At 51.3% G+C, this 25398-nt stretch carries 28 protein-coding genes and 1 riboswitch; all 28 genes read right to left on the bottom strand.

Annotated elements, in window-relative coordinates; translation table 11 throughout:
• Nucleotides 1-76 precede the first annotated feature (76 nt).
• The 28 genes from V3851_RS20285 to V3851_RS20420 all read right to left on the bottom strand — a co-directional run bounded on the left by V3851_RS20285 (nt 77) and on the right by V3851_RS20420 (nt 25346).
• Nucleotides 77-997, bottom strand: coding sequence for an IS3 family transposase (locus V3851_RS20285; RefSeq protein ID WP_331848502.1), 921 nt, complete (start codon nt 995-997; stop codon nt 77-79).
• A gap of 11 nt (nt 998-1008) precedes the next feature.
• Nucleotides 1009-1326 carry a transposase gene (locus tag V3851_RS20290; RefSeq protein WP_331848388.1) on the bottom strand — a complete coding sequence of 106 codons (318 nt, stop codon included), beginning with the start codon at nt 1324-1326 and terminating at the stop codon, nt 1009-1011.
• 390 nt (nt 1327-1716) lie between these two features.
• Nucleotides 1717-3063 carry a UDP-N-acetylglucosamine 1-carboxyvinyltransferase gene (murA, locus tag V3851_RS20295; RefSeq protein WP_331848389.1) on the bottom strand — a complete coding sequence of 449 codons (1347 nt, stop codon included), beginning with the start codon at nt 3061-3063 and terminating at the stop codon, nt 1717-1719.
• A gap of 251 nt (nt 3064-3314) precedes the next feature.
• Nucleotides 3315-3566 carry a DUF1146 family protein gene (locus V3851_RS20300; RefSeq protein WP_331848390.1) on the bottom strand — a complete coding sequence of 84 codons (252 nt, stop codon included), beginning with the start codon at nt 3564-3566 and terminating at the stop codon, nt 3315-3317.
• Nucleotides 3567-3947: 381 nt separating this feature from the next.
• Entirely contained in the window at nt 3948-4358 is a 411-nt protein-coding gene (locus V3851_RS20305) for a F0F1 ATP synthase subunit epsilon (RefSeq protein WP_331848391.1), read from the bottom strand.
• 60 nt (nt 4359-4418) lie between these two features.
• A complete protein-coding gene (gene atpD, locus V3851_RS20310; protein WP_331848392.1) occupies nt 4419-5819 on the bottom strand; it encodes a F0F1 ATP synthase subunit beta in 1401 nt (466 codons plus the stop codon).
• Nucleotides 5820-5923: 104 nt separating this feature from the next.
• On the bottom strand, nt 5924-6784 hold the full coding sequence (gene atpG, locus V3851_RS20315; protein ID WP_331848393.1) for an ATP synthase F1 subunit gamma: 861 nt from the start codon (nt 6782-6784) through the stop codon (nt 5924-5926).
• A 181-nt stretch (nt 6785-6965) separates the two neighbouring features.
• On the bottom strand, nt 6966-8480 hold the full coding sequence (gene atpA / locus V3851_RS20320) for a F0F1 ATP synthase subunit alpha (RefSeq protein ID WP_331848394.1): 1515 nt from the start codon (nt 8478-8480) through the stop codon (nt 6966-6968).
• 15 nt (nt 8481-8495) lie between these two features.
• Entirely contained in the window at nt 8496-9044 is a 549-nt protein-coding gene (locus V3851_RS20325) for a F0F1 ATP synthase subunit delta (RefSeq protein WP_331848395.1), read from the bottom strand.
• The gene (gene atpF / locus V3851_RS20330) at nt 9041-9532 is read right to left on the bottom strand and encodes a F0F1 ATP synthase subunit B (protein ID WP_331848396.1); all 492 of its coding nucleotides are present in this window, start codon (nt 9530-9532) and stop codon (nt 9041-9043) included. Before atpF ends, V3851_RS20325 begins: the two co-directional genes overlap by 4 nt.
• Nucleotides 9533-9646: 114 nt before the next feature.
• The gene (atpE, locus tag V3851_RS20335; protein WP_068778920.1) at nt 9647-9859 is read right to left on the bottom strand and encodes a F0F1 ATP synthase subunit C; all 213 of its coding nucleotides are present in this window, start codon (nt 9857-9859) and stop codon (nt 9647-9649) included.
• 87 nt (nt 9860-9946) lie between these two features.
• Nucleotides 9947-10714 (bottom strand): F0F1 ATP synthase subunit A, encoded by a 768-nt coding sequence (atpB, locus tag V3851_RS20340; RefSeq protein WP_331848397.1) that lies wholly within the window; start codon nt 10712-10714, stop codon nt 9947-9949.
• A gap of 36 nt (nt 10715-10750) precedes the next feature.
• Nucleotides 10751-11128 (bottom strand): ATP synthase subunit I, encoded by a 378-nt coding sequence (locus tag V3851_RS20345; RefSeq protein WP_331848398.1) that lies wholly within the window; start codon nt 11126-11128, stop codon nt 10751-10753.
• 397 nt (nt 11129-11525) lie between these two features.
• The gene (wecB, locus tag V3851_RS20350) at nt 11526-12680 is read right to left on the bottom strand and encodes a non-hydrolyzing UDP-N-acetylglucosamine 2-epimerase (protein ID WP_331848399.1); all 1155 of its coding nucleotides are present in this window, start codon (nt 12678-12680) and stop codon (nt 11526-11528) included.
• Between the two features lie 26 nt (nt 12681-12706).
• Entirely contained in the window at nt 12707-13336 is a 630-nt protein-coding gene (gene upp / locus V3851_RS20355) for a uracil phosphoribosyltransferase (RefSeq protein ID WP_331848400.1), read from the bottom strand.
• A 207-nt stretch (nt 13337-13543) separates the two neighbouring features.
• Nucleotides 13544-14722, bottom strand: coding sequence for a cysteine desulfurase family protein (locus V3851_RS20360; protein WP_331848401.1), 1179 nt, complete (start codon nt 14720-14722; stop codon nt 13544-13546).
• Entirely contained in the window at nt 14719-15177 is a 459-nt protein-coding gene (locus V3851_RS20365) for a hypothetical protein (RefSeq protein ID WP_331848402.1), read from the bottom strand. The genes V3851_RS20360 and V3851_RS20365 overlap by 4 nt, the downstream gene beginning before the upstream one ends.
• Entirely contained in the window at nt 15174-15698 is a 525-nt protein-coding gene (locus tag V3851_RS20370; RefSeq protein WP_331848403.1) for a thioredoxin domain-containing protein, read from the bottom strand. Before V3851_RS20370 ends, V3851_RS20365 begins: the two co-directional genes overlap by 4 nt.
• 16 nt (nt 15699-15714) lie before the next feature.
• Entirely contained in the window at nt 15715-16194 is a 480-nt protein-coding gene (locus V3851_RS20375) for a hypothetical protein (protein WP_331848404.1), read from the bottom strand.
• Nucleotides 16191-18029, bottom strand: a complete 1839-nt coding sequence (locus tag V3851_RS20380) for an ABC transporter ATP-binding protein (RefSeq protein ID WP_331848405.1) — start codon at nt 18027-18029, stop codon at nt 16191-16193. The genes V3851_RS20375 and V3851_RS20380 overlap by 4 nt, the downstream gene beginning before the upstream one ends.
• A 62-nt stretch (nt 18030-18091) precedes the next feature.
• Nucleotides 18092-19384: an ABC transporter substrate-binding protein gene (locus V3851_RS20385; protein WP_331848406.1), complete on the bottom strand. Its 1293-nt coding sequence runs from the start codon at nt 19382-19384 to the stop codon at nt 18092-18094.
• A gap of 264 nt (nt 19385-19648) precedes the next feature.
• Nucleotides 19649-20188, bottom strand: a complete 540-nt coding sequence (locus tag V3851_RS20390) for a thioredoxin domain-containing protein (RefSeq protein WP_331848407.1) — start codon at nt 20186-20188, stop codon at nt 19649-19651.
• Nucleotides 20189-20221: 33 nt separating this feature from the next.
• Entirely contained in the window at nt 20222-20734 is a 513-nt protein-coding gene (locus tag V3851_RS20395; RefSeq protein WP_331848408.1) for a MauE/DoxX family redox-associated membrane protein, read from the bottom strand.
• Nucleotides 20735-21104: 370 nt separating this feature from the next.
• A complete protein-coding gene (locus V3851_RS20400) occupies nt 21105-21743 on the bottom strand; it encodes a GDSL-type esterase/lipase family protein (RefSeq protein WP_331848409.1) in 639 nt (212 codons plus the stop codon).
• A gap of 198 nt (nt 21744-21941) precedes the next feature.
• Complete coding sequence (locus V3851_RS20405; protein WP_331848410.1) at nt 21942-23192, bottom strand: serine hydroxymethyltransferase; 1251 nt, start codon at nt 23190-23192, stop codon at nt 21942-21944.
• Between the two features lie 31 nt (nt 23193-23223).
• Nucleotides 23224-23808 (bottom strand): TIGR01440 family protein, encoded by a 585-nt coding sequence (locus tag V3851_RS20410; protein ID WP_331848411.1) that lies wholly within the window; start codon nt 23806-23808, stop codon nt 23224-23226.
• 175 nt (nt 23809-23983) lie between these two features.
• Nucleotides 23984-24067: riboswitch (ZMP/ZTP riboswitch) on the bottom strand.
• A 49-nt stretch (nt 24068-24116) separates the two neighbouring features.
• Complete coding sequence (locus tag V3851_RS20415) at nt 24117-24716, bottom strand: low molecular weight protein arginine phosphatase (protein ID WP_331848412.1); 600 nt, start codon at nt 24714-24716, stop codon at nt 24117-24119.
• A 69-nt stretch (nt 24717-24785) separates the two neighbouring features.
• On the bottom strand, nt 24786-25346 hold the full coding sequence (locus tag V3851_RS20420) for a manganese efflux pump MntP (RefSeq protein WP_331848413.1): 561 nt from the start codon (nt 25344-25346) through the stop codon (nt 24786-24788).
• Nucleotides 25347-25398 lie beyond the last annotated feature (52 nt).

The following is a 25398-nucleotide window of genomic DNA, read 5'->3' on the forward strand; positions in this document are numbered from 1 at the left end:
CGGCTGGGCCCCTTAAATCCGGAGTCCTGACCTACAAGTTTATTGTAAACGCAGTATTGCTTATTTTCTTACGTGTTTACATCGATTTATGGAACTTAGTGGTATCCTTTAGCGTCTTCACCCATGACGAAAACTTCATTGGTGCCATACGCTTCAAGCTACCATGCATTCTTCGATAATTATAAAAGTCCATATATTGATCAAGCGTTTCAAACGCCTCTTCAAACGTCATGAATTCTCGTCTACTAAACAAGTTACGTTCCAGTATGCTATGAAACGATTCGATGTAGGCATTCATATTTGGAGTCCGTGGGGGAATTCGCTCATGGGCCATCCCTAAGCTCTCACAGGTATCTCCAAACAACTTGCTTACAAATTGAGGCCCGTTGTCCGTCCGGATCACAGGTAATGTTTCACCAGGCTGAATGCGGCACTCTATGGCATATAAAAGCGTTTGAACGGCATGCTTGGCTTCGCAGGTTCGCCCGCGATATTGTCCGACTATCACGCGGTCAAATACATCGATAATGCTAAGAACAAAGAAAAATCGCTTCTGTCCTATAACGTATCCGTATTTGATGTCCATTTGCCACAACTGATTGGAACCGGTTATGAATCGGTTCTTTGGGAGAGTGCGCGGGTGCGATGGAACGTGCTTTCGAGCTTTTTGCAGAATGCCGAGTTCTTTGCAAAGGCGGTACGTTTTCTTCTTATTAATTATGACTTGGTGAACATCACGAATGCACTGGCCCAACAGTTTATAGCCGTAGACATGTTCTTCGCCTTCAAGTAGCTCAAGGAGCCACTCTTTGATCTGCTCATCGCTAATGGGGATCCCCGTTATGCTTAGAGAGTATCCAGGTGTAGGGCGCCCGCGTTTGCCTGCAGGTGACGGCTCAGCCTTTGGGGTAGAAGTCCTCTTTTTCCGATCGTAGTAGGTCGATTCGGCAATTTCCAAAATCCGCAGAACTACAGCTGTTGGTTCACCCCGCTTAATGAATGGTTCTGCTACTTCAAGTTTTTCAGATAAGCGGGGTTTTTCTTTTTTACGAGTTCCCGTAGGATCTCATTTTCGAGTTCTTTCTCGCCGAGCACTTTCATAGCTTTTTCGTATTTCTCTTCAATCTCTTGAAGTCGTTTGAGCTCTTGAAGGTGTTGGTCAGGCAGTGAAGTTTCTATATCCGTTATCTGATCTCGGTATGTTCGGATCCAGGTCCGAATGGTTTCCGGGTGCAGGTCATACGACCGGGCAAGCACCCCCACTTTAATACCAGATAAAGCTTCTCTTACTACCTTTAAACGAAATTCATCTTTGGCTTTTCCCATAACTTAATCCTCTCCCTTATTTCCATTGTAAATCCTTGTAGGGGAGGACTCCAGTTTATTTAGGGGGCCTAGAGGAAAATACAGCTATTTCCCTTCCGCCATCCTCCAAAGCTACTTCAGTGCAAAAATTCATGCACTTTTGCAGGAATCGCCTTCGGCTACCCCTAACGAACCGAAAAAGATGCACAATTGCAGGCTTTTAGTACCCGGTCGCGTTAAGACAGGTGAATCCCAAAATATGTAAGCGTATTCAATTAAATAATCCTGCATATATTTAAATTGCCCACCGTGAAGAGGACTCGCAAACCGCAAAAAAGACCACGCCTCCTCGGCATGGCCTTACGTTTTCTGATTTAAATAGGGCAACTAAACCCTTGCTTCCGTTTTCAATTAAGCCCAAGTGGGCTGAATTTTGAGCAGCGGCAATTCCTCCTGAACCATAACGGGTACTTTGCCCGTTTCCGGAACGGCTTCTTTGCCTTCGGAAATGCGCCAGATGTCGGCGCCGAGTCCGGACAATTTTTCGGCCAGGTTGACATAACCGCGGTCAATGTGATGCGTTCCGCTTACTTCGGTCGTCCCGTCGGCGGCAAGCCCGGCAATGATCAGGGCGGCCCCGGCCCGCAGGTCCGTCGCGCAAACCTTCGCTCCGCTCAATTTGGCGCCGCCGGTCACGATGGCGCTTCGGCCTTCCACTTTAATCTCCGCATTCATTAAGCGGAATTGGTCCACATGCATAAACCGGTTCTCAAACACGGTCTCCGTAACGACGCTTGTGCCTTCCGACGCGAGCAGCAGCGCCATCATTTGCGCCTGCATATCCGTCGGGAATCCCGGGTACGGCAAGGTTTTGACATCGACCGCCTTCAGCGGCTTGTCGGCGATGACTCGCACTCCGTTCTCGAATGTATCCACGCGTACGCCCATTTCTTCCAGCTTGGAAATAATCGGTCCGAGATGGTCGGCGATCGCTCCTTCAATAAATACGTTCCCGCCGGTCATTGCGGCCGCGGTCATGAATGTTCCCGCTTCGATGCGGTCAGGGATAACGGTGTGCTCTACGCCGTGAAGCTTCTCCACGCCTTCGATCCGGATTATGCCGGTACCGGCCCCGCGGACGATCGCACCCATGCCGTTCAAGTAGTTGGCCAGATCGACGATTTCCGGTTCCTTGGCCGCGTTCTCGATCACGGTCGTGCCTTCGGCCAGTGTAGCCGCCATCATAATGTTTTCCGTAGCCCCTACGCTGGCAACGTCGAGGTAAATTTTCGCTCCGCGCAAACGGCCTTGGGATTTTGCTTCAATGAAGCCCTGGCCCAAATTAATTTCGGCACCCATCGCTTCAAAGCCCTTCAAATGCTGGTCAATCGGTCTTGTACCAATGGCGCAGCCTCCGGGGAGCGAAATTCGGGTGTACCCCATTCGGGTCAATAAAGGACCCATGACGAGAAAAGACGCCCGCATTTTCCGTACCAATTCGTACGGCGCTTCACAGGAGGAGATGACCTTCGCATCGACCGTAATGACTTCGCGGTCGTATGTAATGCTCGCTCCTAGCGATTCCAATACTTTATTAATGGTCATTACATCATCCAATGGAGGAGCGTCGTGGATTACACTTACGCCTTCCTCGCCCAGCAAGGATGCTGCAATGATCGGCAGCACTGAATTTTTAGCTCCGCTTACTTTAACGTTCCCGGCCAAAACATTGCCACCGCGGACGATAAATTTGCTCATCTTGGTTCCCTCCGCGCGTTCATTTTCACCATTTCCCCTAAATTTCATCATATCATCGGTCATTTGAGGCGCACAAGGCTCTAAACCTGTCGAAAAGTGGAGTTTTTCCTCGGAAACGGCACTCTCTTTAAGCCAGGATCATTATTACGTTTCGTTCATCCTTATTCACCATTGTTGACACAATGTTTTGATGTTATTCGACATTCTCTTGTCCTCATAGTCTAACACAGATATAACCAAAGACTTAGTAATTAAAACATATAGCGCAGCATTTGCGTGTATCCCCAATAATCCAGCACGAAGGCCGCGACGAACCGTCCGAGACAGATGGCCAACAGCAAGTGCAGCAGCTTTCCTTGCGGTCCCTTCGGATGGCGGATGATCAAATCCAGCTTGAGGTTTTGCAGCGCCCACCAAGACAGGGCGATACATGCCAGCGACACGAGAATCGCCGTTAGGCCGTTGACTCCGACCGCTGCGGGTATGGACTCGACCGGGTTCACATGGATTTCCTCCCTGTCACGTTATATTTATGCCGCAAGTACCCAATCGGTTAATATAACGTCCCTAAATTATATCGGATAAAACAATGTAAAAATATAGACCCTATATATCATACTTGCCTGCGAGACAATAATCCAGTGTTTCTTTCGTCTGCAAGGGCTTCCAATATCATCTATCGGCAGATTTGCTTCTTTCGCAGCATGTCCTTTTGCTTATTGTCCAGTCCTGCATAGTTGTTAATAATATGTTCGATCTACAGTATTGCAATTCCTTCCCGGGGTTTATATCAACATTTTTCGTCCGTTTTTCGCATTTATTTAGCCCGGTGCAAAAAATGACAAAAGCCGGCACCCATGGGTGCCGGCTTGATGCATCTTCGCCTATTCCTTGGAACGGCTCGATACCTTAATCCGCGTGACCGCTCTTTGCAATGCCAGTTCGGCACGACGGTGATCGATCCGGTCCTGAACGGTCGCGGACAATCTGCGTTCGGCGCGTTCCCGGGCCGCGATCGCCCGCTCGAGATCGATCTCCTCAGGCAGCTCGGCGCTCTCCGCCAGCAGGATCGTCTTCTCTCCCTGGACTTCGATAAATCCGCCGTGAACAGCGATCGTTTGGGTTTTCCCCTCGGATTTGATCACGATCGGAGCTACCTGCAAAGGGGTAACAAACGGAATATGCCCCGGCAGGATGCCGAGTTCACCTTCCACTCCCCGGACAGACAGGCTTTCTACCTGCCGGGAGAACACTACGTGCTCCGGTGTGACAATCTCCAATAAAAAGGTGCTCACTTTCATCCCTCCTGTTCGTGGGACGTTCATTTCTGAAGCATCCGTCTTTCGCGGTGCTACTTACAGCGTCTTCGCCTTCTCAACGGCTTCTTCAATCGGTCCGACGAAGAGGAAGGCCGCTTCCGGAAGATCGTCGTGCTTGCCGTCCAAAATTTCTTTGAAGCTGCGTACGGTTTCGGAGATCGGTACGTACTTCCCTTTAAGGCCGGTAAACTGTTCGGCAACGTTAAACGGCTGAGACAGGAAACGTTCAACCTTACGGGCACGGGAAACGATCAACTTGTCGTCTTCGGACAATTCGTCCATACCCAGGATGGCGATAATATCTTGCAGCTCTTTATAACGCGCCAGCAATTGCTTAACGCCTTGAGCAACATTGTAATGTTCTTCTCCGACGATTTCCGGAGTCAGAATCCGGGAGCTGGAAGCCAGCGGATCCACGGCAGGGAAAATCCCTTTCTCGGAAATTTTACGCTCCAGGTTTGTCGTTGCGTCAAGGTGAGCAAACGTAGTCGCCGGAGCCGGGTCGGTATAGTCATCCGCAGGGACGTAAATCGCTTGAATCGATGTAACGGAACCTTTCTTCGTCGAGGTGATCCGTTCTTGCAGTTGGCCCATTTCCGTCGCAAGCGTAGGCTGGTAACCTACCGCGGACGGCATCCGTCCGAGCAAGGCCGATACTTCGGAACCTGCTTGCGTGAACCGGAAAATATTGTCGATAAACAAGAGCACGTCGCGGCCTTCTTGATCGCGGAAATATTCGGCCATCGTCAGCCCCGTCAGAGCTACCCGCAGACGAGCACCTGGAGGTTCGTTCATTTGACCGAATACCATCGCCGTTTTTTGAATAACGCCGGACTCAGTCATTTCCATATAGAGGTCATTCCCTTCACGGGTACGTTCCCCTACGCCGGCAAATACCGAAATACCGCCATGCTCTTGTGCAATGTTATGAATCAATTCCTGAATCGCTACCGTTTTGCCTACGCCGGCACCGCCGAACAGACCGATTTTACCGCCTTTTGCATATGGGGCGAGCAAGTCGATAACTTTGATCCCTGTCTCCAAAATTTCGGATTGAGTCGACAAGTCTTCAAACTTCGGAGGTTCGCGGTGAATCGGATTGCGTACTGTCGTTTCGATTTGACCTTTATTGTCGATCGTTTCTCCGAGTACGTTAAATACCCGGCCTAACGTTCCCTGACCTACTGGAACGGAAATCGGTGCGCCCAAATCTTCGGCCTCTGTTCCCCGTACCAGACCGTCCGTCGAGGACATCGCGATACAGCGAACCAGGTTGTCGCCAAGATGATTGGACGCTTCCAACATCAGATCGCCCGAACCATCCTGCGCGTCTTGTTTCACAATTCTAATGGCATTATTAATATCCGGTAATTGGCCACGGCCAAATTCGATGTCAACTACCGGACCCATTACGCTAACAACGCGTCCTTTGTTCATCTTTTGTTACCTCCTATTTGATTCCATGAGCTTTGCGACAGGACTCGCGCGGAATTCGTTCCCGCGGATTCCCGGCACCAAGTTTCCCCAAATTACAAGCTTTTTCAGCCTTGTGCGTTTGCCCCTGCGACAATTTCCGTAATTTCCTGGGTAATAGCCGCCTGGCGTGCCCGGTTGTAAGTCAGGGTCAGTTCGTTGATCAATTTTGTCGCATTTTTGGTCGCACTGCCCATTGCCGTCATTTTGGCGCCCAACTCACTGGCTTTACCTTCAAGAAGCGCGCTGAAAATCAATGTTTCGGCATATTTCGGCAACAATACCTCCAACACCCCTTCCGGGGAAGGCTCATATTCATACTCGGCCGTAACGCCATGATGCTCCACATTATCGAATGGAAGCAGGCGGTCCACAGTCGGTCTTTGGGTAATCGCGTTAATAAACTTGCTGTAGCACAGATATACCTCATCATACTCTTCCAGCTCGAATCCTTGAACCGCCGCGTATGCGAGCGATTTGATGTCCGCAAATCTCGGCGTATCGGACAGATCGGTCACGGACTGCACCACCGGGAGATCCCGGCGGGTAAAATAGTCGCGTCCTTTACGTCCAACCACAAACAGGCCGTACTCCTCCGTGGAGGCATGCTTGCTTTTCAGCGTATCGGAAACAAGTCGAAGCATGTTCGCATTGTAGCCGCCGACCAGACCGCCGTCGGAAGTGATCACGATGTACGCGGTGCGTTTAACCTTACGCGAAACCAGCATAGGATGAGAGACGCCGTTCGTTCCGGCTGCGATGCTCGACACCACTTCCTTCAGTTTTTCAACATAAGGACGGGAAGCCTGCGCTTTTTCCTGCGCTTTTCTCAGCTTGGACGAAGCCACCATCTCCATCGCCTTCGTGATTTGACGGGTATTCTGAACGCTCTTGATCTGGCGTTTAATCTCGCGTATCCCTTTTGCCATGATTTCACCACCTCAAAACTTTGGCGGAGCCAAAGTTACTTCGAAAGCATAATCTTCAAGTTTTGGCATAGCCAAAACTACTTCGTAAGCATTAGCTTAACTTTGACGCAAGTCAAAGTTTAATCATCATAATCACAAACCGGCGTTCCGGCAAAAGCCAGAGCCGGTTTATGCTTTATCGTTATACGGAAGCCGCAAAGCCCTTCTTGAACTTCTCGATGGCTTCCTTCAGTTTCGTTTCATTGTCGGCGACAAGATCCTTCGTGTCGCGAATCGATTGCAGCACATCATCGTGCTGGCTCTTCACGAACGACAGGAACTCGGCTTCAAAACGACGCACATCGCCAAGCGCGATGTCGTCCAGGTAGCCTTTAACCGCCGTATAGAGGCTGATGACTTGCTCTTCGACCGGCAACGGCTGATTGACGCCTTGCTTCAGGATTTCCATCATTCGGGAACCACGGGTCAAACGCGCTTGCGTCGACTTGTCGAGGTCGGAACCGAATTGGGAGAACGCTTGAAGCTCGCGGTATTGGGCCAAGTCTAGACGGAGCGTACCGGCAACCTTCTTCATCGCCTTGATTTGCGCGGAGCCCCCTACCCGGGATACGGAAATACCGACGTTGATCGCCGGACGTTGACCGGAATAGAACAGGTCGGACTCCAGGAAGATTTGACCGTCCGTAATGGAAATTACGTTGGTCGGGATATAAGCGGATACGTCCGAAGCTTGCGTTTCGATAAACGGCAGCGCGGTAATCGAACCGCCGCCGAGCTCGTCGCTCAGCTTCGCCGCGCGTTCCAAAAGCCGGGAGTGCAGGTAGAATACATCGCCCGGGAATGCTTCGCGGCCCGGAGGACGGCGGAGCAGCAAGGACAATTCGCGGTAAGCGGCCGCTTGTTTGGACAAGTCGTCATAAATAATGAGGACATGCTCGCCTTTGTACATGAAATATTCCGCCATCGCAACACCGGCATAAGGCGCGATGTACAGGAGCGGAGCCGGTTCGGAAGCGGAAGCGGTTACGACGATCGTATAGTCGAGCGCTCCATGACGGCGCAGCGTTTCCACTACGTTGACGACTGTGGATTGCTTTTGGCCGATAGCGACGTAAATACATTTCACGCCATTGCCCTTTTGGTTGATGATCGTGTCGATGGCGATCGTCGTTTTACCGGTTTGGCGGTCGCCGATGATCAGCTCGCGTTGGCCGCGGCCGATCGGAACCATCGAGTCGATCGCCTTGATCCCGGTTTGCATCGGCTCGTGCACCGATTTCCGGTCGATAACGCCCGGAGCGTTGTTTTCGACAGGACGGAATTCCGTCGTCGCGATCGGGCCTTTGCCGTCCACCGGTTGACCGAGCGGATTGACAACGCGGCCGAGCAGCGCTTCGCCGACGGGCACCTGCATAATTTGTCCCGTCCGTTTCACTTGGTCTCCTTCGCGGATTTCGTTGTACGGTCCGAGAATAACGACGCCGACATTGCTTTCTTCCAGGTTCAGCGCAAGGCCGAATACGCCATTTTCAAACTCAAGCAATTCGTTGGCCATGGCGTTCTCAAGTCCGTGAACACGGGCGATACCGTCACCAACTTGAATAACGGTGCCTACTTCGGCCACTTCAATTTCCGATTTATATTGTTCGATCTGACTTTTAATCAGTGAACTGATCTCTTCAGGTCTGATACTCAAGTGTTTCACCCCTATCTACAGTGCTTGTCTTCGAAAAGACTTCTCAAGCCGTTCCAGCTTGCCGGACAAACTTCCGTCATACAATGTATCGCCGATTCTGACTTTGATTCCGCCTAACAATTCCTTATCCACTTCGTTAATGATACGAATTTTCTTGCCGACAAGCACGCCAAATTCTGCCGCCAGCTCTTGCTTCTCGCCATCACTTAGCGGGTAAGTACTGTACACCAACGCGTCTGCCAGGCCCAGCGCTTCCCCCGTAATTTTGGTGTAGCTCGTTAGGAGTTCGGGCAAAATCTCGATTCTCCCCCGATCGATAAGCATTTTCACAAGAGAAACCACGGGCTGTGAAAGTTTCCCTTCCAAACCGCTCCGTATCACTTCCCATTTTTTGGAAGTCGAAATTTTGGGACTTAGAATAAACTGTTGAATGTCAGTTTCGTTATGCAGAACTTCAATCAGGGCCTTCAGCTCCTGCTCGACCTCAAGGGTTCGGCCTTCCTGTCCGGAAATCTCGTACAGCGCCCTTGCGTATCTGCTGGCAACCACCGTTTCCCGACTCATGATTTACTACCTACTTCTTTCAGGTATTGGTTTACCAGCTTCTCTTGCTCGGCAGGATTGCTTTCCACTTCACGCTCGATCAGCTTGGAAGCAATATCGACGGAGAAAGCGCCGATTTCACCGCGCAAGGCTTCAACCGCTTTCATTCTCTCGCTTTCAATGTCACGTACAGCTTCATTCTTCATCCGAATCGTATCTATCTTAGCCTGTTCCAGCAAATCCTTGGCTTGCTTGCTGCTGCTCTGTTTGGATTGTTCGATAATTTCGAATGCTTCCTGACGGGCTTGCTTCAGCGCTTCCTTCTGCTCTTCAACATATACAGCAGCTTGCTCTCTGGTTTGCTGCGCCTCTTCCAATTGGGTCCGCACCAGCTCACGACGCTGTTCCATGATCGCGAACAGTTTACCGAATGCGAATTTGCTGAGCAGCCAATAGAGAATACCAAAAGCAATCATGGTAATTACAATATTTTCCCATAGGACGTTCACCGATGTCACTCCTTTCCATTAGCTACAACTTGCACTAGCACTGCATTATACTATTAACCTATAAAACGAAGGCGCGGATGGCATCGGCCCTCCCCGCCAAACCGTAGCTATTTATTAAGAGAACATGATCAGGAACGCGATAACGGTAGCGGCCAACGGCACAACTTCCACGATACCTACCCCGATGAACATTGTAGTTTGCAATGGACCGCGAGCTTCAGGCTGACGGGCGATCGATTCTACTGTTCTGCTTACGATCATACCGTTACCAAGACCTGCGCCAAGTGCACCCAAACCAACTGCTATAGCTGCTGCCAAAAAATTCATTAAATTTTCCTCCTTAATATTGGTCAATTTGATGGTTGATATAATATACCTCTTCGAGTAAGTCGTATAGACCTGCTCTTGAGTTTATTAATGACTCTCTTCTTCGTGAACCGTTGTCTGAGCGATGTATACCATGGTCAATATCGTAAAAATGTAGGCCTGGAGCGCGCCGACAAAGATACTGAATCCTTGCCAAACCCCCATGAACGGGATACCCAGATAGCCCATTTTCAGAATGACCGTGATCAGAACCTCACCGGCAAAGATATTTGCGAACAACCGGATCGCCAGTGCGACTGGCTTCGCCAGGTTCTCGATAATATTCAGCGGGAGAAAGATCGGGAACGGTTCGATATAGTGTCTGAGATAGTGCTTCCGGTTGTATTTCAATCCCAGGAAGTTCATCAGGAAGAAGACGATGATTGCCAATCCGGCAGTAACAGAAATATCGGCCGTTGGAGATTTCCACCAGAGAATTTCGGCGTGCTCTCCGTGACTGAGATTACGCGTCGCTTCAATAACATGTCCGAAAATGGTTTCAGGCTGATGAGCCTCCGTGATGATTCCCATCGGCAAGCCTAACAAATTCGATACGAAAATAAAAAGGATCAGCGTCAAACCCAGAGTGATATAAGGTTTCCCTTTCTTCAGATCCATGGCACTTCCGACGATCCCTTGAACGAATTCCACTACCCATTCCATAAAATTTTGAAGCTTACCCGGATTCTCAACCGACAAATTTCTGGTAGCCAGTCTGCAAAGCACAAAAACTATAGCGCAGCTGACAAACAGCATAAGAACGGCAGAGAGATCCAGATTGAATCCACCAAGGTCGATTATCGGTGCTTCATGCATGTGTTCGTACTCACCCCTTTCCACTCTTTAAGCTAGTCAAGACTTGTTTCGGAGGCTGATTACTATGCTTGCCGGTATGGTCAGAATCTGCGGAACAAAAAGACCGATAATTGTACTGATCATAGAGACCTGTTCGAGTTTCGCCGCAATCATAACTGTCACAAAAACCAGACAAATTCTAGTAACAAACCCGAAACTGTAGCGCTTCTTCTCCTGGCTGACTACGAGGTTTACTAGCCCCCGTACCTTGCCTGACAAGAAACGGACATAAACCAATCCAACTGTCAGGCCCAGAATCAATCCAATGCATACAGGCCTGTGCTCCGGGAGAAAAGCCCATCCAAGAAACAAGACGGATAACATTAAGAAAGTTATCCGGGATACGGCCATGACAATGGAATTCAAATCATCCATCTCTCTCCCCCATAAACTTATAAATTAGAACAATAATATTTGCCATCCCAAGGAACAGGCCAGCAATACTTCCAACGGAAATCCAGACCGGAGATGCCCCGAAAAGCGACACTAGCCACTTGGAAACGAGAAAACCCGACATGATGTAAATTACAAGCAGCAAACCAGCTCCGCTTATATATGAGGCTACTACCCATGGTTTTACTTCTTTGTCAGATTTATTCATCATGCAATCCCAACTTATTTTACTGAATGTGAAGACTTTTTGTCAATTGAGCTTTTTTAGTCATTTAAAGTTGTGAAACGTTAAATTCGACCTTGAAATCCTGACCCTAATGCGTACACCATACAGTAATACTGTATACTTTTTCGGGCCTGGGAGCAAAACTTATTTTGCTTACTTTGTGAACTTTTTGTGAAATTGCTCTGGACGCTCGCTAATAATTCCGAAATGGTGCAAAATCGCATTGACAATTCTTACCGAAGCCTTTCCATCTCCGTACGGGTTAGCGGCCCGACTCATAGAATTATAAAGCTCGCTGTCACTGAGCAGCGCCTTTGTCCGCTCATATACCATCTCCTCATCTGTGCCGACGAGTTCCAACGTCCCCGCTTCGATGCCTTCCGGGCGTTCGGTTGTGTCGCGAAGCACAAGCACAGGAACGCCAAAAGACGGCGCTTCTTCCTGTAAACCGCCGGAATCCGTAAGGATAAGGTGGGTATGCGGGTAAAAATTGTGCAAATCCACCACATCCAAAGGCTCGATTAATTTAATACGGGGATGGCCACCCAAAGTTTCATACGCCGGTTCTTTAACCGCGGGGCTTGGATGAACGGGATAGCAAATGGCCACATCTTCAAATTCATCCGCAATCCTTTTGACGGCCCGGAAAATATTCATATGCGGCGCACCCTGCGATTCCCGCCGGTGCGCGGTCATAAGAATAAGCCGCTTTCCGGCGGCCCACTCCAGCACAGAATTGTTGTAGTTCGGCTGTACTGTATATTGAAACACATCCGTTACCGTGTTGCCTGTGATATATATGCTTGACTTCGGCTTATTCTCTGTGAGCAAATTGCCCGCCGACCAGTCCGTCGGCGCGAAATGCAGATCCGCCAGCACGCCGGTCAATTGCCGGTTCATTTCTTCCGGATAGGGCGATAATTTGTTCCAGGTACGAAGGCCTGCTTCCACATGCCCAATCTTGATCTGCTGAAGAAATGCCGCATAGCTTGCCAGGAACGTCGTCAGCGTGTCCCCGTGGACGAGCACGATATCCGGCTTCGCCTCGCGGAGAACTTTTTCAAGCCCTTCCAGCACGCGGATCGAAATTTCGTTCAGGCTTTGATTCGGCTTCATCACATCAAGATCATAGTCCGGGACGATATGAAATACATCCAGCACCTGATCGAGCATCTCCCGGTGCTGCGCCGTAACGCAGACCACGGACTCGATATGCTCGGGATGCTTCTGCAGCTCCAGAATGAGCGGAGCCATCTTGATCGCTTCCGGCCTTACGCCGAAAATCGTCATTACTTTAATTTTTGACATAGCCGTATCCCTTCCTTGATCGATTCTTATTTCGTTCCATACAAGCGGTCGCCGGCATCGCCAAGTCCAGGGATGATATAGCCGTGATCGTCCAGACGCTCGTCCAGGGCCGCCACGTAAATATCCACGTCCGGATGTGCATCCTGAACCGCTTTGACCCCTTCGGGAGCGGCGATCAGATTCATCATCTTGATCTGCGTGCAGCCGCGCTTCTTAAGGGCGTCGATCGCCGCGATCGCCGATCCCCCCGTCGCCAGCATCGGATCGATGACGATCAGCTCGCGCTCCTGTACGTCGGTAGGCAGCTTAATGTAATATTCGACAGGCTGCAAGGTCTTCGGATCGCGGAAGAGGCCCACATGACCCACTTTGGCCGCCGGCAGCAATTTCAGCACGCCGTCCAGCATGCCCAGCCCTGCGCGAAGAATCGGAATCAGGCCCAGCATTCTGCCCGAAATGACGCGCGACTCGGCCTCGGCCACCGGCGTCTGTACTTTAATCGATTCCAAAGGAATTTCTCTCGTAATCTCGTAAGCCATCAGCGTGGCCACTTCATCCACCAGCTCGCGGAAATCCTTCGTGTTGGTCCGCATGTCGCGGATAAATGTCAATTTGTGTTGAATCAAGGGGTGATCGCATATCACCAATTTTCCCATGTTTTTGTCCCTCCGGTTTTATTGCTCAGTCTTCACTTGCGACGGCATTCCCATTCCATTTCCCTAAAAAGCCGTCCAAATCTCGTTTATTATATCATTGTCTATATTCGATTTCCATGAACGCGGTAAGGCGAAACGTTCCATTTAAAGGAACGGCGAAAATCGCCCGAAAAAAAGACGCCGCCTATACAAGCCGCGCCTGACCGCTTAACTCAGCAGTTCAAATTTGTTCATCAATTGAAGCCGGTTCATCATCCGCTCGACGGCATCCGTCAAATATTGGGCATCCTCCATTTTGACCGTTTCGTGAAAACTAAGTCTGATGCTGGCGGAAGAGGTCGCTTCATCCCCGGTCATCGCCAACAGCACCCGGCTTTGCTTGGCTTGCGACGAGCAGGCGGACTGTGAGGATGCGATAATCCCGTTCTTTTCCAGGATGCCTATCATCATAGCCGAGGTGATCCCTTTCTTGATGCATGAAAAATTAATGATATGCGGCGACGACAACGGAATATCGGGGCTATTCAGGATGATTCCCGGGATCCCCTTAAGCCTTGAATACACATAATCATGCAACAGCGAAATATGCTCCATCTTCTCTTCCCGCTCTTCGAGAGCGGCCTCTACGGCTGCCGCAAAACCGAGTATCGCGGGAACATTCGTCGTTCCGGGTCTCCATCCGTTTTCTTGTTCCCCTCCGTACAAGAGAGGGTCGATCTCTACGTGTTCCTTTTTGACGAGCAGCCCGATCCCTTTCGGCCCGCCGATCTTATGGCCCGATATTGTATATAGATCAATATGATCCATCGCAACCGGCAGCTTGCCGAAACCCTGGACACCATCCACGTGGAAATAAACTCCAGGTTGCTGCGCTTTAATAAGCCTGCCTATTTCGGATATCGGTTGCAGGGATCCGGTCTCATTATTGACATGCATCACACTGACGAGGGCCGTATTGGATTTCAGCGACTCTTTAACCTTTTGCACGCTAACGATCCCGTTGCGATCAACGGGCAGGAGCGTCACCTCCGCGCCTTCCTCTCCCAAAAACTTGCAGCATTGATACACGGAGGAGTGTTCGATCTCGGATAAAAGGATATGAGGAACTAGGCCCGTTTTCCTTCTCCAGGCGCGGAGTGCACCCTGAATCGCGAGATTGTTGCTCTCCGTGGCGCCGGAAGTGAAAATAATCTCCGCCGGTGTCACCTGAAGCAGCCCGGAAAGCTGATCTCTAGCTTCCTCGATCAACCGCCTTGCCGCAAAGCCCATTTGATGCGCGGAGGAAGGGTTGGCGAAGCATGCCTCCGTTGCAGTCATCAGCTTCTTTAGAGCCCGGGGATGCAAGGGCGCCGATGCGCAGTAATCAAAATACAATGGATTCATCATGCCCTCCGGGAACGAATTTTAAAAAGAGTAGGAAACTTGTTTGCGCCAGCCGTTTCCGCAAGCGTAAGCACATCCGCCGAATTATAGACAAAGCCTTTTCCGGCGACCTGGCGATTGCGGTCGACAATGACACAGAAGGGGTGAGAGCGGACGAGAAAGTCCTTTTCCATATGCTCCGGGGCAAGCGGAACCACCGTCCATGGTTGCCCGAGAAATTCACCCAATTCGACATGATCCTCAAGACTCCCCGCCGAGAATACAATTAAGCGGGCATGGGGCAGCCGGACCTTCCGAAGCTCGGGTACCAACTCCATGCACCGTACGCAATGCATCGAAAGGAACAAGAGAACCTTGGTATCCCCGCCTAATCGCAAATTCAAAATCCGGTCATGATAATCCCTATATTCCTTATCCGTAATAATATCTCCGCGAGCCGGGCCGTTTTCGGGATTCATGCGCCCTCTCCTTCCCGCTCGTCAATCGGCATTCGATCCCCATCGGTATTCAGCCAAAGCTCAAGTTCCTTCGCGTCTCTGACGGTTCCCTTCGATACCACAAGTCCGCCGCCTGAGAGGAGATACAGATACGGAAACAGCGATACGTTAAATTTCTCCTTTTGAACGGAATCGTAAAGAAGAAACGGTAGCCCGATTTGATGTTCTTCCAGTATGGTTTTCACTTCGGTTACTTCGCCTTGTATGCAGAGCGCTACCCTTTGGTTTAGCCGGTTTTCGCCGAAGGCGTTTAGTCTGGGCAAAATATCCAGGCATGACCGGCAGGTCGTGGAAAGGAATAGGACGATCATCCAGGTTTTGTCCGCGGGCCTCACGATTTCCCCCGTATATAATGTAAACTCCGGAAAGAGGCTGCCCAAGGGCAATCCCTGCTCCCGCCGTTGCCAAGCCGGTGTGCGCGTTGTCCATTTTCGTCTTGCCGGCCGCAGTCTATTCATAATTTCAATAAAAACGTAACGCATGTCATCCCTCCCCGGATCAGCGCTCTATTAATGAAGCCAAACGCTCAGGCTCCGCCAACTCGTCCACCCTTTCAATCATGCCGGAGGCGTTTGCGGTTACAATGGTCGGCATCCGCCGGATTTCGAACAATTCTATAATTCTGGAGGATCTAATAATGGAAAATGGATAACGAATATCTTCCAGGTCGGCATCCGAATAGGGTTCCGGCTCGCTTTTAATCACCAGGAAATAGGTACTGAATGATGTATTGGCCAATTGCCTAAGAACTTCGGCACAGGAAGCGCAGCTATCGCTAAGAAAGATCAGCTTGACGGTTCGCCCGGGAAGCTCTTCCGACTTTACCTTCCGCCCCTTCTGATCCCTTCCTTTAAATAGAGGAAGAAAATCCCCGACTTTGCCGCCTCGAGGTGGGTCCGTTTTTACTAACTCAGGACTCTGCTTTTTGGCCTTTAAGAGAGCAAAGATACCGCCTAACGTACTTGGACTGTTTTTCATGCGATCACCCCATTCTTGTCATACCACTCCGCCTGAACTCCGTACATTCGCGCATACTCCCCCTGACGCTCAAGCAATTGGAAATGAGTTCCCTGCTCCACAAGGCGTCCGTCCTTCAGCACCAGGATCAGATCCGCGTTGCGGCAGCTTCCCAGCCGGTGAGAGATCATAATGCTTGTTTTTCCCTCGACCAACCCGGAAAATCGTTCAAACAAAGCCGCCTCGGCTATGGGATCCAGCGCGGAAGTAGGTTCATCGTAAATCACGAGCTCGGCTTCGATATTAAAGAAGGAACGGCTTAGCGCCACCCTTTGCCATTGCCCCTGGGACAATTCCTTGCCCCCTTCATACTCATGGCCCAGTTGCGTTTCGTAACCATATGTAAGTGAACGGGAAATGGAGTCGACCCCTGTCTTCACCGCCGCTTCCCTAAGCCGCTCCTCGTCGTCCAGGGCGGAGATACGTCCGAATCCGACATTCTCCTTCAACGTAAGTTGATATTGCATGAAATCCTGGAACACGGCGCTGATCTTTCCGGAAAGCTCCTCCGAGCCCATGTCCCGACCGTTCCACAACAGGCTGCCGGATTGGGGACTATAAAGGCCAAGCAGGCATTTGGCCAAGGTGCTTTTGCCCGCTCCGTTATGACCGACAATCGCCACCCGCTGTCCCGGATGAATGTGAAACGAAATGTCGGTCAATGCCGGCGCCGTCTGCTCGGGATATGTAAAGCTCAGCCCATTCACCGTAAGGCCGTCGGCTCCCGCTTCTTTTTCCCGATGTTCGGGTAATTTTTTCGGCGTTTCAACATGGTCGTTCTCCTGTTCATCCGGTAAACGCAGGAATTGAATCAGTTCGCCCGTAAACAATGCATTCTCATAAATCCCCGATAAATTCGCGGCGATCAGCATCACGCTGTCCTTCGCCGCCGTTACGGTCTGAGTCATAGCTACGAAGACGCCGATCGACAGGCTGTTCCCGTAACCAATGACAAGAACGACCAAAGTGGCAAGCACGGTAAATGCGTATGAAAAAATCTCGGTGAAACCGCCCAGCCATTGCCCCGCCCTTTCCAGTTCCGCCTTTTCCTTGGCGTTTTTCCAGTATAGCTTTTCCCATTTGTCAATCATGTACGGATACAACTTAAACAGTTTCATTTCCTTGGCGGATGCCCTGCCGGTCATTAATCCCATTAAATATTGCACCTTACGGCTTGAGGGAGTCTGGGTAAACATCTGCTTGTATCGCTTTCGCCCCAGCTTCATATTGATCAGGAAGGAGGGAACGATTAAACCAAGTACACCGACGGACAATATCCAATGGAACCCGGCCAGAACCGCAACCAGGGAGACGAGCGTGATCAGGCTTTGCAGCACCAGAAAGAAATGATCCAATACGGAAAGGCCGCGATAGGCCAGCCCTTGAGTGGTTCTTTGCAGACGGTCATAATACACCGGTTGTTCGAAATAGATGAAGTCCAGCCGCGAGCATTTATTCGCGATTTCCCGGTCCATTTGAAACTGAGCTTGCTGTTTAATCTCCAAGAGGAGCATATGGGCAAGCGATCGGAGTCCAAGGGCGGCAAGAAAAAGAAAAGCCTGCCAGACTATGGTCACAAGCGCCGGCATGAACATTTCCGACCTGCCTTGGAGCAATAAAGCAGCCTGCTCTACGAGCCGCTTGGTCAAATATATTTGTGCCGCCGGCTGCAAAGCCTCCGCCATGCGAATGACCATCATTCCCGGCAACCGGACGGGTGCCGACCTCCAAATAAACGGAACGATATCAAACAGCAGCCCGCGGATGACTCCTTTATGATTCAATTCATGGTCCAATTCGGCTACACTCTTTCTGTTCATTTTGCGTCTGGGCTATGCCCGGCTACCGTGATAATTGTCTACTTCCGATCCAGCAAACGCTGCCCTCTTTCCTGCATGGAGGCCATCGCTTCGTCCAAAGTCTTTGCCCCTACCGCAACGGCCTTCAATTCAGAGTTGATGATTCCTTTTAAATTCGTATGGGTTCCCCGGGGAAGCAAATCATAATTGACGTTACCGGAGGAGCTCACATCCGGCTTTAGTTTATAAAATGCCTCCACCCGTTTGCCTTCCGGGTTATAATTATAATCCGTACGAGTAAACAGGGAGAAATTCGGGCTTCTTGATTTCGACTTGGCCAACTCCTCGCCATTGATGAACTTGATGAATTCCCAAGCAGCCTGCTTCTGCTCGGCCTGGGCATTGATCGAGTAAATACCGCCAACTACAAAGTAAGGTGATGTATCCCGGCTGGCTTCATCTGTCGGAGCCGTCGCCAAATCCCAATTCAAATGAAATTTATTCCCTTGCTCTTCCCGAGCCCAATTAATCTTGTTGTTCATGTAATAGTTATAGTCGATCGTCATAGCGCTGCTTCCGGATATGAAAGGGTCGTATACCTCAAACGGGTCGATGTCGGGCAGCGTCACAGTCTTTGATGCATACGCATCTAATGTCCGCTCAAACACATCCCGAAAGGCTTCCGTATTAAGCGTTACTTTCCTATCTTTCATATTGATTTCGCTGAGATGCTCGCTTACAGCCAGATCGCCGGCCAATACAGAAAAGTTTTCCAGATATAACCCGTACACCCCCTCCTCTGCGGGAAAGCGCGCCGCCAATTGAAAAAGTTCATCCCAGGTCATCTGATCCTGCGGATAAGGAACCCCATACTTATCAAACAAGTCCTTATTATAATAAGTAGCCTTACTTACAAATTCGGGAAGAACCCCGAACAATTTGCCGTTCCCCAATTTCCGCAAATAATCCACAATGTAAGGATGCACGCCTTCAAGCTTAAAGGCCTCATTCGCAAATAAGATATCCAGATCGTACAGCCTGCCGTCTTGTATGAACTCCCGGTATTCATCCAGCGACAGAATAAATACATCGGGGTTATTTTTCTTGATCGCCGTTTCGGGATCCGTCCGATCGTATTTAACCAACTGAATCTCGATATTGGGATACTTCACTTTGAACAGATCCCCATATTCCTGCATGTAATATTCTTCAGTTGCGTTCGTCATCACTTTTACCGTAGCCTGCATCCCAGGGTCACCCTCGTACTTGATCGTTTCCTTGCCGGCCAAACATGCCGATAGAAGAATAAAAAACAGGCTTGCGGCCAGCAACTGAGCAAAGTGACGCTTCATTTATAGTCCCTCCATATATTTCAAAGCCTAACAAGCTGAGGTATCAAATCGGTTGTAGCAGGAGGTCTGCTGCCTTGGCTTTCAGGCAGCAGACGGTTTCATGATTGGCCTAGCATCCGCAAGTGCAAACCGAACAGCCGCTCGAATAATACTGACACGATTGCTGCTTAGTAGTGCCGCTGCAAGGATAAGCAAGCTGCTGGCAGTAAGTATACAGATAGGATCCTGAACACATATGGATTCACCTCCTTTCATGAATTCCTTTTACGCCGACGCCCGCTCTTCCCCATGCGTAACTAATGCCTGCAGGTGACCCTCGTTATTGATAATCCCTTTCGCTTGAATCAAGCCGTCCGGAGATACATAGTAACCAAACGGCACGAAAGGAGTCTGTAAATCCTTGAAATTCTCCACATGAATAACGGGAACCTCGAGTCCGTACTCTTGAATCGCCGCGTTCACCTCTTCCAAAGGGCCGGACATCATAAAGAGATATTGGTAGGCGGGCATTTTCTTCTGGACATCGTTAATGACGGAGTACAGTTTTTTACAGGCCATGCATTGCGAAGAGGTCAGAAATATTAGCGTGCCGAGCTTTCCGTGGCCGGTGAGGGCAAGCGCCTTTCCATCCATAGGAATCCAATTGTTCAGGGGAAAACCGATACCCTCCGGCAACCCCTCCTGCTGTTCATAAAGTGTACTCCTAGCGGTGATGGCGCTTTTTAAGACGACAATGATTCCGTAAGAAATTAGGATAACGACTAGCCACAGGAGGATATAAGAAACAGCAAAAATATCCGGCATCCCTTTCCACATCCTTTGGGTTGATAATGGGTACTACTCCCGATACAGCTTATGGTATTGCCACAGGGTCAAGACTAAAGCGTAGAGGATCATAATGCCGAGAGAAGATAGCACCATGGAGGATATTTCCGTAAAAGAAGCCAGCTTCGGTGCGTGAAAGGCCGGTGCAGCAAGCAAGTAAATCATCATGCCAAAAAGAACAGCGTGTCTTATGTATAGTCCACTGCCGAACTTTTCCGACAAGAGTCCGCCGAACCATTCATAGCTTACCATTCTGCCCTTGGCTCTCCAGACCGCCCACACATAGGAACTCAGCAAAAGAAGTCCGAATGCCGCCCCATATACCAAAGTTGCAGGGAACAACAGCAGCCCGCAGGCGGCCAGCTCGGCCAGAGGAATTATCACGGCGGCCCTTCGTGCCCGGAAAGGCGGAATTCTTAGCTGCCTGAGCGTGTTCATAAATGAAGACGGCTTGCTTAATTTGGATGCCGCAGACACCAGAAAAAGAACGCTTACAAATAATTGGATAAAAACAACCCAGTCCATCCTTGACTCTCATCTCCTTATTTCCTATTTCGACGTTAAAACTAGGGCAATCGTTTGCATTAATAAAAATAAATCGGGGTTCGACTTAACTAAGGTGCAGTAAAATAAGGAATGTATAAATCGTGAAGTAAAATAGCGGGTGCAATCGTTTGCTCAAATGAGCGCGACCATTCATTGAATTTGTATTTCGAGGATGTTATAACCTTACATGTAATATGTTACCATTCGAGTTTAATTATAGCTTTCATTGCGGAGTTGTCAACAAGTAAAGTAAAATTTCCCGGATAAATTGCCGACTGCATATATTAAACGAAAAGGCCAGCCGGCAAAACCGGTTGACCTCATACTTGTATCCAATACTTGTTTCCTCTTACCTCAACGGAAAATAGCCCAAACGATGCAATTCCTGCGCGATCATGCGGTAACCGCGGGCATTGGGATGAACGCCGTCAAGGAAAAGCAGCTCCCGTTCGTTGCCCGCAAACGCCGGATAAATATCGGCGACCCGGTAGTTTCCTCCTCCGAGCCCGGAAAGAAACGAGTTGTACTGACGGGCGTACGCTCCCACTTCCCTCACACTCGGAAAAGGATTGTACACCCCGACCATGCGAATTATGAACGGACGGCGCTGTCCGGATTTGATCCGATACATTTCATACACGATTTGCCGCACATTTCCCTTCGTACGGTTCAGCGCCTGCGCAATCCCGGAGGCCCCGGCACCGGACCCGCCGGCCAGGGCTTTGGCGTACGGGCGCAGATCATTCGCGCCTATGGACACGGTTATAATATCGGCCCGGTTGATCGCCGCCCGGATATACTGGTTACTCCGGACCATTGGTAGCAATTTGGCGCTGGTTAGCCCGTTGACCCCAAAATTCTCATAATCGACCGGGGTCCGCAGACGTTCCTCGGCCATCTGGCGGTAAAGGGGCGCAAATCCGCCGCTGAGCCAAGCCCCTGCCCCTTTCGTCAAGGAATCCCCGATCGCCGTATAATGGTAGCCCATCGCATCACCTCCTCCGCTCCTGTATCTTCCTTGGAGCGCATGCGTACCCCGCCATGAGGAATATGCCGGTTTCCGTCTCACAATATCTTATGCAATACACGATAGATAGGACAGGGGGATTTGCTCAATCTTCACCGCAATGGGCCAACGAAAAAAACCGCCCGCAGATATTCTGCGGGCGGTAACTTCAGGGTACGCTTATTCGTAGCTTAAGCCGGGATAGATCGGGAACTTATCGGTCAGCTCCACAACTTGCCCGCGCGCTTTGGCCAATACGGCTTCATCCTTAGAATTCTTCAGCACGAGCGCGATGATCCGGCCGATCACCTTCATCGCTTCCTCATCCATGCCGCGCGATGTCACCGCCGGCGTGCCGATCCGGATGCCGCTCGTTACAAACGGGCTGGTCGGATCGAACGGAATCGCGTTCTTGTTCACGGTAATGCCAATGGAGTCGAGCACATGCTCGGCATCTTTGCCCGTGATATTGAGATTGCGGGTGTCGATCAGCATCAAGTGGTTGTCCGTTCCGCCGGACACCAGATTAAGCCCTTCCGCCGTCAGCGTCTCGGCCAGCACCTTGGCGTTCTTCACGACATTTTCGGCATACGTCTTGAAGGACGGCTGCAGCGCTTCGCCCAAAGCGACGGCCTTCGAAGCGATGACGTGCATCAGCGGACCGCCTTGCGTGCCCGGGAATACGGCCTTGTCGATCGCGGCCGCCCAGGACTGACGGCACAGGATCATACCGCCGCGCGGACCGCGCAGCGTTTTATGCGTGGTCGTCGTCACGAAGTGGGCGTGCGGCACCGGATTCGGATGCAGCCCGGCGGCGACGAGGCCGGCGATATGGGCCATATCGACCATGAACAGCGCGCCCACGTCGTTCGCGATCGCGGCGATCTTCTCGAAATCGATAATGCGCGGATAAGCGCTCGCTCCGGCAACGATCAGGCGCGGGCGATGCTTGAAGGCGGCTTTGCGGAGTTCATCATAATCGATGAGGAACGTATCCTCCTGCACACCGTAAGCCACGAAATTGTATAACAGGCCGGAAGCGTTCACCGGGCTGCCGTGCGTCAAATGGCCGCCATGGGCCAAATTCATGCCGAGCACGGTATCGCCGGGTTTGAGCGCGGCGAGGTAAACGGCCAGGTTGGCTTGAGCGCCGGAGTGAGGCTGAACATTGGCATGCTCGGCGCCGAACAGTTCTTTGGCCCGGTCGCGGGCGATATTTTCCACGATATCCACATGCTCGCAGCCGCCGTAATAGCGCTTGCCCGGATATCCTTCCGCATATTTGTTGGTCAATACCGAACCCATCGCTTCCATGACGGCCTCGCTGACGATATTTTCCGACGCAATCAGTTCGATGTTGTTGCGCTGGCGTCCGAGCTCCAGATTCATTGCCGCCAGCACCGCCGGATCCTGCTTTCTCAATTGCTCCATATTCCTTGTCCTCCTATGTCAAAATAATGGATCACTCACATAAATGCGATTCCTGTACCTTAGGCAGCGCATATACCGCACGCTCTCCGCCGATCAGCTTCGGCCGGGTCCAGGCCGCGTTCACCCGGGCCTTGCCCACGTACCGCAAAGCCGGCCGGAACGGAACGGCGACGCGGCGCAGATGCATGCCGATCAGCGTCTCTCCGATATCCAGCCCGGCATGGGCCTCGATACTCTCGGCGAGGCAAGGCTCGGACAGCCGGGTATAGGCGACCGCCGCCATGGAGCCTCCCGCTTTCCGTACGGGGACGGCCGCCACTTCGGTCAGCCTCATCCGTTCCAGCACTCCCCGCTCCACGACCAGAGCCCGGTTGAGATGCTCGCAGCATTGAAAAGCGACGTCAAATCCGTATTTTTGCCGGATTTCGTCGACGCCCGCGAACAGCTCGGCGGCGATATTCTCCGCGCCTCCCGTGCCGATGCGTTCTCCCGCCACCTCGCTCGTGCTGGCGCCGATAACCACAAGACGCCCGGGTCCGAGTCCGGCGGTAACAGCCAGCTCCTCCAGTATCTGTGCAACCTGCTTCCGGATTTCTCCGAGCTCTGCCGTTTCCATGCCCATCGCCCCTTCCGATAAATCTCTCGTTTTGCCGAAAAGCTATTCTTTATTATACCTAAAAACAGAAGGATATTGACGACAATCTTCGAGCTTGGCGGCGAGGGGGCACAAACCGCAGGTCCAAAGGCCCGTGACAACGAAAAAAGAGCATGACGCATCATAAAAACGTCGTGCTCTTTGCCCAGGCGACCGGCCGTATATTCCGATGCTCCATCGTGGTTGGACCCACTTATCGTCGCCAGTCACATCGGATCTTCATTGTTAGCTTTAGAATAAAACATTAACGGGACAAATGCAACCGGTTTTCACTCGGAAGCTTTGCCGCCAAAATGTTCCTGCATCAGCCTCTCCAGCAGCTTCTCGAGTGCGCTCCGGATCTCCGCGGCCGTCCGGTTGTAATCCTCACGGGAGCCTCCGAACGGATCGGAGATATCGTACACGGGCATCCGCCGTACCAGTTCGGTCAACCGACGCAGCGCCGCCGCCTCCGGCTCGCGGCCGAGCGCCCGGTCCGTCTCGATCTCCGCGGCCAGCCGCTGCAGCTCCTCCCTTTCGACCAGAACAACCGGGTCGTTCTCGGCATATTCTTTCAGGGTATATGTTTTGTCGGCCGCATCCGGGAAGGACATGATCATCTGCCGCTTATGCCCTTCCGTAAGAGCCAGAATGAGGTCGGCCCAATTCACCAGCTCCGCATGCAGCGGGGTCGACAGAATACGATCTTCGATTCCCTGCTCCTTCAGCACCGCCCCGGCATGGTGGGAAATCGACATCCCCTTCGCCGCGGAAACGCCGGCGGACTTGACTTCAATGTCGAAGCCCCGCTCCCGCGCCAGCTTGCGCATCATTCCTTCGGCCATCGGACTGCGGCAAGTATTTCCCGTACAGACAAACAAAATTCGCATTCGCATTCACCTCCGCTTAGACGAAAGAAGATTCGGCTTCCATGGCCTAATCAAGTTAATGTTATTGTATCAAAAGATGAACAGGAGGCCAAACGCAAGCAGGACCGCTCCTCCGGCCGCTTCGCCGTAATCGCCGAGACTGCGGCCGACGCTGCGGCCGAGCGCCATGCCCGTAACCGACATCAACCCGCCGAAGAACCCGAAGGCCAGCACAGTCAGCAGCAGATTGGTATGAAACATCCCCAGGGAAACGCCCACCGAGAAGGAATCGATGCTGACGCTGAGGGAAAAGAGTAAAACTCCCCACAAAGTGCGATGGTCGATCGACTTGAAGCCGCTGCCTTTGACCGAGCTGAAGATCATATGGAAACCGAGCAGCACGAGCAAGCCGCCCGAAGCGTACCGCGCAAAATGCCCTAGCAGTGCCCCGACATACTGGCCCGCAACCACACCGAGCAGCGGCATGATTACATGAAACACGGCCACGGTCGAGCCGATCCGGATCGCATCGCTGCGCCAAACCCCCTTAAGTCCGATGCCGATTCCCAAGGAAAAGGCATCCATCCCCAGGGCAACCGCCATGAGAAGAATGGTTATCAACTCCCCAAGCTGCGAAACCGCCTCCGTCATACCGCCACTCCTTCATGTCCAAGATTCACTTGTACAACCATATGCTTAGGGG

This window comes from Paenibacillus haidiansis (assembly GCF_036553665.1).
Lineage (GTDB): Bacteria > Bacillota > Bacilli > Paenibacillales > Paenibacillaceae > Fontibacillus > Fontibacillus haidiansis.